This window comes from uncultured Veillonella sp., assembly GCF_938010505.1.
GTDB lineage: Bacteria > Bacillota > Negativicutes > Veillonellales > Veillonellaceae > Veillonella.
In genome coordinates, this window is record NZ_CALLVP010000067.1 from 18,467 (window position 1) to 32,235 (window position 13,769).

Annotated in this window: 9 protein-coding genes; 8 read left to right on the forward strand and 1 reads right to left on the reverse strand. The window is 37.8% G+C overall.

Annotated features, from left to right (window positions below):
- The first annotated feature begins 6 nt into the window (after positions 1-6).
- From Q0507_RS03905 to Q0507_RS03940, 8 genes are all read left to right on the forward strand, one after another.
- Entirely contained in the window at positions 7-3,189 is a 3,183-nt protein-coding gene (locus tag Q0507_RS03905) for an efflux RND transporter permease subunit (RefSeq protein ID WP_298712704.1), read from the forward strand.
- A gap of 157 nt (positions 3,190-3,346) precedes the next feature.
- The gene (locus tag Q0507_RS03910) at positions 3,347-4,288 is read left to right on the forward strand and encodes a manganese-dependent inorganic pyrophosphatase (RefSeq protein WP_298712707.1); all 942 of its coding nucleotides are present in this window, start codon (positions 3,347-3,349) and stop codon (positions 4,286-4,288) included.
- Positions 4,289-4,493: 205 nt separating this feature from the next.
- On the forward strand, positions 4,494-6,683 hold the full coding sequence (gene pcrA, locus Q0507_RS03915) for a DNA helicase PcrA (protein ID WP_298712710.1): 2,190 nt from the start codon (positions 4,494-4,496) through the stop codon (positions 6,681-6,683).
- Between the two features lie 81 nt (positions 6,684-6,764).
- Entirely contained in the window at positions 6,765-8,768 is a 2,004-nt protein-coding gene (gene ligA / locus Q0507_RS03920) for an NAD-dependent DNA ligase LigA (protein ID WP_298712712.1), read from the forward strand.
- A 75-nt stretch (positions 8,769-8,843) separates the two neighbouring features.
- Entirely contained in the window at positions 8,844-9,134 is a 291-nt protein-coding gene (gene gatC, locus Q0507_RS03925) for an Asp-tRNA(Asn)/Glu-tRNA(Gln) amidotransferase subunit GatC (protein WP_295816038.1), read from the forward strand.
- Between the two features lie 11 nt (positions 9,135-9,145).
- On the forward strand, positions 9,146-10,606 hold the full coding sequence (gatA, locus tag Q0507_RS03930; protein ID WP_298712714.1) for an Asp-tRNA(Asn)/Glu-tRNA(Gln) amidotransferase subunit GatA: 1,461 nt from the start codon (positions 9,146-9,148) through the stop codon (positions 10,604-10,606).
- Positions 10,603-12,051 (forward strand): Asp-tRNA(Asn)/Glu-tRNA(Gln) amidotransferase subunit GatB, encoded by a 1,449-nt coding sequence (gatB, locus tag Q0507_RS03935; protein WP_298712717.1) that lies wholly within the window; start codon positions 10,603-10,605, stop codon positions 12,049-12,051. Before gatA ends, gatB begins: the two co-directional genes overlap by 4 nt.
- Positions 12,052-12,215: 164 nt before the next feature.
- Positions 12,216-12,632, forward strand: a complete 417-nt coding sequence (locus Q0507_RS03940) for a DUF4229 domain-containing protein (protein WP_298712720.1) — start codon at positions 12,216-12,218, stop codon at positions 12,630-12,632.
- A gap of 90 nt (positions 12,633-12,722) precedes the next feature.
- Here the strand turns inward: Q0507_RS03940 and Q0507_RS03945 are convergent.
- Positions 12,723-13,769: site-specific integrase (locus tag Q0507_RS03945; RefSeq protein ID WP_298712723.1), on the reverse strand; the 1,047-nt coding region annotated here is incomplete at its 5' end.

Sequence of the window (13,769 nt, forward strand, 5' to 3'; positions counted from 1 at the left end):
TAGATCGTGTCGAAATTCTTTATTAATCGACCTATCTTTGCCATCGTAATAGCCATTGTTATTACCTTGGTAGGTCTCATTTCTATGATGAACCTTCCGATAGCTCGATATCCACAAATTTCTCCTCCTACAGTGCGTGTTAACACGGCCTATACTGGTGCAACAGCGCAAGTTGTTAATGATACAGTGGCCAGTGTTATTGAAACACAAATTGTAGGCGTACAAGATATGGACTATATGACGTCTAATAGCTCCAGTTCTGGTAGTTATTCCTTGACTGTTCAGTTCAATCAAGGTACAGATGCTGATATGAATACGGTTAATACACAAAACCGTGTGCAAGCAGCACTTTCACAATTGCCTGCAGAGGTACAAGCAGTAGGGGTTACTACTACTAAATCTTCAGGTGATATGGCGATGGTATTCTCCTTGAGTTCTCCTAATGGCACATATGATGCAACATTCTTGAAGAATTATGGTTCCAACTACATGATGGACTCCATCAAAGCTATTAAGGGGGTAGGCTCCGTTCAAGAGTTTGGTTCTGACTATTCCATGCGTATTTGGTTGGATCCTGCGAAAATGCAAAAGTTGGGTGTTACTATTTCTGAAGTAACTGCTGCTATTAAAGGTCAAAACTTACAAGCTGCGGCAGGTACGGTTGGTCAAGGTCCTACAAATGGTGAACAAGCATTCCAATATCCTATTAAAATCGATGGTCGTCTTGTAACACCAGAACAATTTGGTGATATTGCTATTAAAAACTCTAATGGTAAAGTTTTGCATCTTAAAGATGTAGCAAGAATTCACATTGGAGCAAGAGATTATAACTTTATTGCAAAATCTGCTCATAAAGAGGTTGCAGGCTTTGCAATTTCCTTGCAAAATGATGCCAATGCTTTAGAGACAATTGCAAATGTTAAAAAGGTATTGGATGAACAATCTAAATCTTTCCCACCAGATATGCAATATAACGTAGTTGTAGATAATACAAAGTTTGTTGAAGCCTCTATTAATGAAGTTGAACATACCTTTGTAGAAGCATTACTCCTCGTTTTAGTCGTTGTATATGTATTCTTACAATCTTGGCGCTCCACAATTATTCCTATGATTGCCGTTCCAGTATCTTTACTTGGTACATTTGGTGCGTTCGTATTATTGGATTTCTCTATTAATACATTGACACTTTTTGCGATGGTACTTGCCATCGGTCTTGTTGTAGACGATGCTATCGTAGTAGTAGAGGCTGTTGAATATGAATTAAAGTATAACGGCTTACCTCCAAAAGAGGCAGCTATTAAAGCGATGGAAAACGTACAAGGCCCTGTAATTGGTATTGCTTTTGTATTATCCGCTGTATTTATCCCAGTTGCCTTTATGGGTGGTATGACTGGTATTCTTTACAAACAGTTTGCCTTGACAATTGCTGTTTCCGTTGTTATCTCTGCGATTGTAGCCCTTGTTTTAACACCGGCGTTATGTGCTACCATGTTAAAACCGCATACTCCTAAAGAGCGTGAAGATTGGTTGCATCGTAAATTAAACAAGTTCAACAATGGACTTGATCGATTTAGTAATTGGTATGGCATTCAATTAGCTCGTTTAAGTCATCGTTTGAGCTTAACCGTTATTGCACTGCTAATTTTTGCAGGTGGTACAGCATTAGTATTCCACTTCTTGCCAACTTCCTTCGTGCCGGCAGAGGATAGTGGTTATTACATGATTGCTGTTAATGAACCACCAGGTGCTACATCAGAGCGTACGATGGCTACACTTGAAAAGATTGCATCATTCCTAGAAGATAAAAATGATTCTGAAAAGCCTAGAGAAGAGCAATTGTTCCAAGAGGTGTTTACAGTTTCTGGCTTTGATATTTTAGGTGGTGGTCAAAAATCTAGTGCGGGTATAATCTTTGCTAGTATGTCTGATTGGAAGTATCGTACTACGCAGGCTACCTCCATTAATGCCATGATTGGTCAAACCTTTGGCTATGCTGCACAAGGTGTGCCTGAAGCAACGGTAATTGCCTTGAATCCACCATCTATTCCAGGTTTGGGTACTACTGGTGGCTTTAGCATGTATATCATCAATAAGGCTGGTGATAGTCCTCAAGTTATGGCGGAACGTGCGAATGAATTTATCGCCGAAGCTCGTAAGAGTCCAGCCATTCAATCTATTTATACTACCTTTGATACATCTACACCGTCTTTACAATTTGATGTGAATCGTGAAAAAGCGGCCCAAGATGGTGTGGCACTAGCTGATATCTTTACTACTTTACAAGGTTTCTACGGTAGTATTCAAGTCAATGACTTTACTACTTACGGTAAGAACTATAAAGTAGTGGTGCAAGCTGAAGATGCGTATCGTCAAAATGCAGATCAGCTTAATATGTTGGCTGTTAGAAATAGCAGTGGTCAAATGGTCCCTGTGTCCAACTATATTACGAAGGAACAAACGGGAACACCTTCTACTATTACACGTTTTGATAATGCGATGGCCGTACAAGTCGGTGGTTCTCAAGCTAGTGGTTATTCCTCTGGTGATGCTATTAATGCGTTGAAAGATGCGGCTGCTAAAACGTTACCTGCTGGCTATACATATGACTGGGCAGGTCAATCTCGTGAAGAGTTGAAGGCTGGCTCTCAATCTATGATGATTCTTGGTTTAGGACTAGTATTCGTATTCTTAATTTTGGCTGCCTTGTATGAATCTTGGAAGGTTCCATTTGCCGTATTATTCTCCGTACCATCTGGTATGATTGGTGCTGCTTTAGTACCATTCTTATTGAACTTTACTGGTAGATATGCTTTAGCTAACGATATTTATATGCAGATTGGTCTCTTAACATTGGTTGGCTTAGCTGCTAAAAATGCGATTTTGATTATCGAGTATGCTAAGATTCGTGTTGACGAACGAGGCATGAACGTTGTTGATGCTGCTATCGAAGCTGCAAAAATTCGTTTGCGTCCAATCTTGATGACATCCTTTGCCTTTATTCTTGGTGTATTGCCATTGGCAGTGTCTACTGGTGCTGGTTCTGGCGCACGTACATCTATGGGTATTACAGTTGTAGCGGGGATGACTACAGCAACATTGTTTGGTATTTTTATCATTCCAATGTTGTTCGTCATCATTGAAACTCTTGGTCCTGGATTATTGACAAATCGTAAGAAAAATCATAAATAATTTTCTGTATTAGTACTTAATATAGATAGATAAAAAACACGTCATTACTAAGTAGTGGCGTGTTTTTTTGTATGATTTATGATATAATAATATAGTTAAAAATCGGATTGACGTAAGTCAATATAAAGTGTGAAACTAAACATAAAAGAGGTATATTATGAGTGATGTAAAAACATATGTAGCAGGTCATAAAAGCCCTGATACAGATTCTATTTGTTCTGCTATTTCCTTTGCTAATTTATTGACACAAATGGGCACACCAGCAACTCCAGTATGTGCAGGTGAAGCAAACAAAGAAACAACGTATATCCTGAATCATTTTGGTTTTGAACATCCACAAATCGTTAAGAACTGGGAAGAGTTTGCTCCAGAAGGTGGTAATTTATATTTAACTGACCACAATGAATCTAAACAGATTATCGATGGTTATAAATCCATGAATATGTGCGGCGTTGTAGATCATCACCGTATTGGTGATTTTGAAACTGATGGTCCTGTATTCATGCGTTTAGAACCAGTAGGTTGCTCCAATACGATTATCACTAAATTGTACATAGAAAATAATCAAGAAATTCCTAAAGCAATTGCAGGATTGATGTTATCCGCTATCATTTCTGACACTGTTTTATTCCGTTCACCAACATGCACTGAAACAGATAAAGAAATGGCTCATAAATTAGCCGAAATTGCTGGTGTAGATATCGAGTCTTATGGTCTTGATATGTTAAAAGCTGGTGCCGACATTTCTGATTTGACTAATGATGATATCGTTCGTACAGATATGAAAGAATTTTCCGAAGCAGGTAAAACGATTTCTATTGGTCAAATTTCCGTTATGGACACAACAGACGTATTGGCTAAACAAGGTGAACTTGTACAAGCTTTAGAGGCTCTTCGCAGTGCTAACAACTACGATGCATCTTACATCATGATTACAAATATTCTTAATGAAAGTACAACATTGTTGTTTAGTGGTGATGTAGAAGCTGTAGTAACAAAAGCGTTTGAAAAAGAAGTAAAGGACAATGGTGTATTCTTGCCTAACACAATGTCTCGTAAAAAACAAATCGTACCGCCAATTCTTGGTGCTATGAAATAGTATACAAACGAAAAAGAACGTTGCTCGCAACGTTCTTCTTCTCTATTTATAGCGTTTCAAATATTTTGTATAAATGATCATTGCTATGAGTAATGTGTTTGTTAATTATAGTAATTTGACATTTCCGCATAAGTAATAATTTTTAAGTATTTTTTGCATATATTTGGAACTAATAATTGTATGTAAGGGCAATAGGTGTTTTCCGATGAATTCATTATTAACAGGTTTAAATAAAGAGCAACAACAAGCTGTTCAGCATACGGAAGGCCCTTTATTGATTTTAGCCGGTGCTGGATCTGGTAAAACAAAGGTCTTAACAGTTCGTATTGCACATTTATTGGCACAAGGTGTTAATCCTTATGAAATCTTGGCCATTACTTTTACCAATAAAGCGGCGAAAGAAATGAAAAGCCGTGTAGAAGGTCTTGTAGGCGATGTGGCAAATCGTATTTGGCTCAGTACATTCCACAGCTTTTGTGCTAAGTTTTTACGTTTTGAAATAGATAGTTTCTTAGGGTATAACAGCAATTTTACTATCTATGACACATCCGACTCTCAAGCTGTTATTAAGGCCGCATTGAAAGCGTTAAATTTGGATGATAAATACTATCCTGTAGGGGCTATGATTGCTGCCATATCAGATGCTAAGAATAAATTACTTTTTGCTTCTGATTTTAGAAAACAAGCACGAGACTTTTACCAACAAAAGGTAGCTGATGTTTATGAGTATTATGAGCGGGAGTTGCGCAAGAATAATGCATTAGATTTTGATGATCTATTATTAGTAGCCGTTAAATTATTACAGTCTAATGCGGCTGTTCTTGATAAATATAGTCATCGTTTCCGTTATGTCATGATTGACGAGTATCAAGATACAAACCATGCACAATATTTATTGGCGAAATTATTAGCTTCACATTGGAAGAATATCGCCGTCGTGGGTGATGCTGATCAAAGTATTTACGCTTGGCGTGGCGCTGATATTCAAAATATCTTAGATTTTGAAAAGGACTATCCTAATTGTACATCTATTAAATTAGAGCAAAACTATCGTTCTACTAAGATTATTCTCGATGCAGCCAATGCTGTTATCGATAATAATGAAGGCCGCCCAGAGAAAAATCTTTGGACCGATAAAATAGAAGGCGCAAAAATTCAGCATTTTACGGCTCAATCCGAACATGAGGAAGCAGCTTTTATCGGTGACACAATCGCTAAAAAACATGATATTCATGATGTTCCATACGGGGATATGGCCATTTTATATCGTACAAATGCCCAGTCTCGTGTTCTTGAGGAAGCACTCATTAAGCGGGCCTTACCTTATACGATGGTAGGGGGCACAAAGTTCTATGATCGTAAAGAAATCAAAGACGTTTTAGCTTATTTACGCGTATTATACAATCCCTTTGATGATTTGAGCTTATTGCGCATCATTAATGTGCCAAAACGGAGTATTGGGGCCACTACAGTTGCTAAACTACAAGACTATGCTCGTGAAAAAGGAACGTCTTTGTTTATGACGCTTACGCAGTTACACTTAATTGATTCTATCAAGGGAAAAACTAAGGAAAAGTTAGAAGAATTCGGTATTCTCATCTTTACTCTTGTTTCTGAAATGGAAGATAAAACTGTACTCGATATCTTAGAGTCTATTCTAGATAGAACAGGTTATTTGGCACAATTAGAAGAGAGTACAGACCCACAAGATCAAGCTCGTGCAGAGAATATTGGTGAGCTTTTATCTGTGGCAAAAGACTTCCAAGATACAAATCCATCTGGTACTGTAGAGGACTTTTTAGAGCAAGTAGCACTTGTTAACGATGTAGACTCCTTCGAACAAGAAGAGGCTAAAGTGACATTGATGACATTACATGCTGCAAAGGGTTTGGAATTTCCTATCGTATTCTTATGTGGTTTGGAAGAAGGTTTATTCCCTCATAGTCGTACCTTGATGAACCCTGAAGAAATTGAAGAGGAACGTCGTCTTGCTTATGTAGGTATTACGCGTGCTGAAAAGGAATTATATATTTCTAATGCCACTACTAGAACCGTATTTGGCCGTACTAGTAGTTATTTACCATCTCGATTTATCGATGAAATTCCCGAAGAATTAGTAGATGGCTTACGTGCTAAGCGTAAAGTGCCTGACGATATTAAACGTCATGTACCTCAACATATGAGTGTTACTAGCCGCCCCGTGACGAAACCAATTGTTCGTAATGAAGTAATTGCCGACTGGAAGGTGGGCGATACGGCTATTCATAGTAAATGGGGTAATGGTAAAGTAATCAACGTAACTGGTGAAGGGGCGGGTATGAAATTGACTATCGAGTTCCCTACACAAGGTGTACGTGTCGTAATGGCAAAATTTGCGCCTGTTAAAAAGGGATGATTCGTCTAATTACGTTTATATTTAAATAGAAAACACATACAATCATATAACTAAATATATTTGTGTATAAAAGGATATAAAATGAATCCGAAAGATAGAATTAAAGAGTTGCAACAGGAACTTACTCATGCGCAGTATTTATACTACGTAAAAGATGCTCCTACTATGAGCGACTTTGAATATGATAAAAAATATCGTGAGCTTGTGGATTTAGAAACAGCTCATCCTGAATATATTGTGCCATCTTCTCCAACACAACGGGTCGGTATGAAGGTAGAAGGCTCCTTTGAAAAGGTCGTTCACGGTCGTCCTATGTTGAGTCTTTCCAATGTATTCAATGCTGATGAAGTACGAGCTTTTGGAAATCGTGTAGAAAAGGAACTTGGTCATAAGCCATCTGCGTATGTTGTAGAACTTAAAATCGATGGCTTAGCGGTTAATTTACATTATGAAAATGGTATGTTTGTTCGTGCCGTTACACGTGGTGATGGTCGCGTTGGTGAAGACGTAACAGCTAATGTACGTACCATTAAATCCATTCCATTATTTTTAGAAAATGCACCAGAGTTTATCGAGGTTCGCGGTGAAGCGTATATGCCTCATAGTGAATTTAAACGTATTAATGAAGAACGAGATGAAGAGGGACTGCCAACCTTTGTAAATCCTCGCAATGCTGCAGCAGGATCCTTACGGCAACAAGACCCCGCTATTACAGCAAGTCGAAATTTAGCATTTTTTGCTTATGCTATTGGCTCTGAAGAAGGGGCTAGTATTCATAGTCAAGAGGAATTGCTTAAGAGCTTGGAAGGTTTTAAATTTCCTGTTAATCCTCACTATCGTGTATGCCAAACTATTGATGAAGTTATTGAAACCATCAATTATTGGGATGAAAAGCGCCATGAATTGCCCTATGATACAGATGGCATGGTTATTAAGGTAAATAGCTTTGATGATCAAGAGGTTCTTGGCACTACTGCAAAAGATCCTAAGTGGGCTACTGCTTACAAATATCCGCCAGAAGAGGTAGAAACAATTCTTAAGGATATTACGATTAATGTGGGGCGTACAGGTGTTTTAACGCCTACAGGTGAGCTTGAATCTGTATTTGTATCTGGCACTAATGTAAGTCGTGTAACCTTACATAACCAAGATTTTATCAATGAAAAGGATATTCGTATTGGTGATCACGTTATTATTCATAAGGCTGCGGAAATCATTCCTGAGGTAATTCGTGTGGTAACCGAAAAACGAACTGGCGCCGAGGTTCCTTTTACAATTCCTAATATATGTCCTGTATGTGAGTCACCTGCAGTTCGTCGTGAAGGAGAAGCGGCAGTTCGATGTACGAATAAACATTGTCCAGCTATTGAAAAGGAACAAATTATCCACTTTGCCTCTCGTGACGCTATGAATATCGATGGCCTTGGTCCTAGTATCGTAGAAAATTTGATCAACAACAAGTTAATTACAAATGTTGTTGATTTATATCATTTAACTGTAGACCAACTTGTTACGATGGATCGTATGGGTAAAAAATCTGCAGAAAATTTGGTGAAAGCTATTGATGACTCTAAATCACGCGGTTTAGACCGTGTATTATATGGACTGGGGATTCGTTTAATCGGCTCAAAGGCTGCAACTACAATTGCTAATGTGGTGCAATCTATAGATCGGTTCATGACTATTACTAAGGATGAATTAGTAGCAGTTGAAGAAATCGGGCCCACAATGGCAGATAGCATTGTTGAATATCGTCAAGATCCAGCACATAAGGAAATTATTGAAGGCTTAACTCAAGCAGGTCTTAAGATGACCGTAGATGTAGTAGAAGCTGCAGGCAATCAAATGGAAGGTGAAATCGTCGTTCTCACAGGTAAGCTTGAGGTTATGGGGCGCAGTGAAGCCGGTAAAATCCTTGAAGCTCATGGAGCCAAGGTTACTGGTTCTGTTTCAAAGAAGACAACACTCGTTGTAGCTGGAGAAGATAGCGGTAGTAAGCTCACTAAAGCAAATGAATTGGGCATTCGTGTTATGAACGAAGAAGAGTTCGTAGAACTATTAAAAGAACTCGGTGAAATCCAATAAATATATAGTCTTACAATGTTTTGAAAATATATACTATTTGCTTTATAATAAATAATTATGAAAGGATGTGTTCCGATGAAAATCAGCCAAGAGGAAATAAAAAATATCGCCTTGCTTTCACGATTGGAAGTTAAGGAAGAACATATGGCACATGTAGAAAAAGAGTTGTCCGACATCTTGACCTATGTTGCTGAACTAAACGCATTAGAACTTGACGGTGTTGAGCCAATGGCTCATGCTGTACCATTACAAAATGTATTCAGAGAGGATGAAACTAAACCATCCCTCAATCATGATTTAGCTTTATCCAATGCTCCGGAAGCAGAAGATGGGTACTTTAAAGTACCTCGTGTTGTACAAGAATAGGAGGTTTCACTGTGCCGACAATTCATGAATTACACAAGAAACTTGTGAATAAAGAAATCAGCGCCGTTGAATTGACGAATGCTGTTATTGCTCATAAAGCTAAAGTGGAACCAACTGTACATGCGTACTTATCCGATTCTCATGAACGTGCTTTAGCTACAGCTAAGGCTGTAGACGAAGCGATTGCTAAAGGTGAAGCCATTTCTTCATTAGCTGGTATTCCTGGAGCGATTAAAGATAATATTTGTATCAAAGACGAACCTGCAACTTGTGCGTCCAAAATGTTAGAGAACTTTGTGCCTCCATACAATGCGTCTGTTATCGAACGTTTACAAGATAATCATTATATTAGTCTTGGTAAACTTAATATGGACGAATTTGCTATGGGCGGTTCTACAGAAAACTCCGCATTAGCAAAAACGACTAATCCATGGAATATTGACTGTGTACCGGGTGGTTCCTCTGGTGGTAGTGCAGCTGCTGTTTCTAGTGGTTCTGCTATTTGGGCTCTTGGTTCTGATACAGGTGGTTCCATCCGTCAACCAGCGTCTTTCTGTGGCGTAGTAGGCTTGAAGCCAACCTATGGTAATGTATCCCGTTATGGTCTTATTGCCTTTGCATCTTCTTTGGACCAAATCGGCCCTATTACACGTGATGTAACAGATGCTGCATTAGTATTAAATGCTATCTCTGGTCACGATGCTAAAGATTCCACATCCATTCCAGGGGCTCGTGTAGATTACACTACTGCTCTTGTAAATGATGTAAAAAATCTGAAAATCGGTGTACCAAAAGAATTTTTTGGCGAAGGTCTTAATAGCGAAGTTCGTAAAGTTATGGAAGAGGCTATTGAAACATATAAAAAATTAGGTGCTGAAATTGTTGAGGTTTCTTTACCTAATTCTAAATATGCATTATCTGCGTACTATATCATCGCATTAGCAGAGGCAAGCTCTAACTTGGCTCGTTATGACGGTGTAAGCTATGGTATGCGTGTACCTGCAGATAATTTAGTAGAAATGTCTACTAAAACTCGTACAGAAGGCTTTGGTCCTGAAGTACAACGTCGTATTTTATTAGGTACTTATGTATTGAGCGCTGGTTACTATGATGCTTACTATTTAAAAGCATTGAAAGTACGCCGCCTCATTAAAAACGAATTTGATGAAGCTTTCTCCAAAGTGGATTTAATCTTAACACCAACTGCACCTAATACGTCTTATAAATTTGGCGAAAAAGCAAACGACCCATTGGCAATGTACTTAGAGGATATCTGTACAGTACCAGCTAACCTTGCAGGTATTCCAGGTATCAGCATTCCAGCAGGTATGAGTAGCAGCAATTTACCAATTGGTTTACAGTTACTAGGCCCTGCAATGGGTGAAGAAACATTGTTGCGCGCTGCTTTCACATTTGAACAAGCACGTCCAGACTGTCAATTAGTAGCACCAACTGGGGAGGTTTCTCTATGAGTAGTAAATACGAAACAGTCGTTGGTTTAGAGGTTCATACAGAGCTTAAGACTAAGTCTAAAATCTTCTGTGGTTGTACCACTGAATTCGGCGGCGATCAAAATACACATGTATGCCCAGTTTGTCTTGGCTTGCCTGGTGCTATGCCTGTGTTAAATAAACAAGTAGTAGAATTTGCCATTAAAGTAGGCTTAGCATTGAATTGTGAAATCCTTAACTTTAACAAGTTTGACCGTAAAAATTACTACTATCCTGATTTGCCAAAAAACTATCAAACATCTCAATATGATTTACCAATTTGTTTGAATGGTCACTTAGACATTGAAGTGAATGGTGAAACTAAACGCATCGGCATTACGCGTATTCATATGGAAGAAGATGCAGGCAAACTCGTTCATAGTGGTAACACTATTTCCGACTCTAAATCTTCTAATGTTGACTACAACCGTACGGGTGTACCTCTTCTTGAAATCGTATCTGAACCAGATATTCGTTCCGGTGCAGAAGCGCGAGCATACGTTGAAAAGTTACGTTCTATTTTGCAATATTTAGAAGTTTCTGACGGTCGTATGGAAGAAGGCTCTTTGCGTGGTGACTGTAACGTATCCGTACGTTTGCGCGGCACTACAGAATTTGGTACACGTACAGAAACTAAAAATGTCAACTCTTTAACCGCAATCCAAAAGGTTGTTGAATATGAAGCTTTGCGCCAAGCTAAGTTAATTGAAGCTGGCGGTAAAGTAGATCAAGAAACACGTACTTGGGATGATGCCCAAGGCATTACTATTGGTATGCGTAAGAAAGACGAAGAAAACGATTACCGTTACTTCCCTGAACCAGATTTGGTACCAATCGTAATTACTGACGAAAAAATCGAAGAAGTACGTCGTGCATTACCTGAATTACAAGATGCTAAGATTGAGCGCTTTGTGTCTGAATACGGCTTGCCTCGTGAAGATGCAACAATTCTTACAGTGGCTAGAAAGACTGCAGATTTCTTAGATGATACTGTAAAGGCTGGTGCAGATCCTAAAACCGTGGCTAACTGGATGCTTGGTGACTTGTCTAAGATGATTAACGAAAGTGGTTTAACTTTTGCTGAATCTAAAATAAGTCCTGAAAACTTGGCTGGTATGATCGCCCTAATCGACAAAGGTACAATTTCCGGTAAAATTGCGAAAAAAGTTATTGTATCCATGTGGGAATCCGGTAAAGATGCTGATACTATCGTAAAAGAAGAAGGTCTAGTTCAAATTACAGATACTGGTGCTATTGAAGAGATTGTTAAGCAAGTTATTGCTAATAATCCACAACCAGTGGCAGACTTCAAGAGCGGTAACGGCAAGGCTATTGGCTTCTTAGTTGGTCAAGTCATGAAAGAATCCAAAGGTCGTGCTAACCCTGGCATGGTAAATGAATTACTTCAAAAATTTTTGAATGACTAATTTGTGCATTAGCATACATTATCATCAAGCAATACTATAAAATACATCCCCTTCAGGTATATGAATTTATATGTGAAGGGGATTTTTATTTGCATTTATAATGCTAAAATATGGTATAATAGATTGTATAAAATTTATTATTTGGTCATATAAAGGAATTAACTATGAATGATCAACACAATATAAACAACAATCAAAATACATATAGAAATGGTCAATCAGGTGATGCTTTTAGTGGCAATACTTATTCTGGTGAACCTAATACGCGCGTATTATCCGATGATGAGCGACGTGATTTCGATGGTGTAACCATTGAAGAGGTTGGGGATTCTGTTCATGTAGATTCAACGCCAACTGATATAAATGAAGAGCGCCAACGGTATGAAGAATATAATCAATACGAACCAAACGTTAAGGTGTATAGCTTTAGTAGTACAAGCTGGCTTAGTCGAATTGTTTTGTTTATTGTTCTAGCGATTGTTTTGGCAGCTGTCGTATTCTTTGGTAGTGTCATTCTCACGGTAGTAACTGTTGTTATTTTAGTGGGTGCTATTATTTCTATTATCTTTAGTCTCTTTTAATGGTATAATACATATATTATAAAATAAAGCTATAGAATACATTGATAAATAGGGCTCTATAGATTTTCGTCATATAATCGTCAAAAATAATTAACCAAAAATATTTGCCACGTTATCCGCAGCATTTTTTCTCATTTCATCTGAATAATGGATATATGTTTTAATAACTGTATTTATATTATCTCCAAGTAAACTGGCAACAGTCTGTATGTCTACATTATTGCCTAATAATGTAGTAGCGTATGTATGTCTAAACATATGGATTGATTTTCCGGGAAGGAACCGTTGAATCAGTTCATTTAATTGACTGCTTCGACTAGTGCGAAATGGAAATAATCTATCCGATCCGTTACATTGATGCTGTTTTAATAAATTAGAAAGTATAGGCGGAATAGGAATTATACGAATACTATTTTTACTTTTTGGTAATTTAAAGTCATATTTATTACGTTCACATTGCGCCCATTGCTTAGAAATTGATATAGTATTATTGTCAAAGTCTATATCAGACCATTGTAATGCTATAATCTCACCATACCTCGCGCCTGTATATCTTGCTATATTGCATAACAAATAATACGTTGGGTGACTATGTTCAATATTATGTAAAAGCATGTCCATATCTTCTATTGGAATTGTTGTGATTGATCGTGTACTTTGTTTACGATATCTCTTAATGGCGGCACATGGATTATTGCGAATTAACCTATATGGATTGATAGCATAATTAAAAACGGCACGTAGTAATACAATACACAAATTTTTACTTGCCGCTGATTTTGACAAATTAGAAATCAATGTAAAAATATCGGAATGGGTAATATCACACATTCTTCTGTCATGTAAGGGCTCACAATATTTCTCCATGATATTATTGTAGATTAGTATTGAATTGGCGGATATATTAATCTTTTCCCGAATGTAAATCTGATAAAATTGAATAAGCGTTATATCTTTTAGACTGTCATCAAGTGGATTGGTGACAGTCTTTTTTAATTCCTCGATAATTTTTTGCCCATAGAGCTTTGCTTCTCTTTGAGTAGCAAAACCCTGTTTGGATTTTTGCCTCCATTTTATACCGTCTTTATAGCTGACAATTATTTGGTAATTGCCATCTTTTTTGCGAACCGTCATATT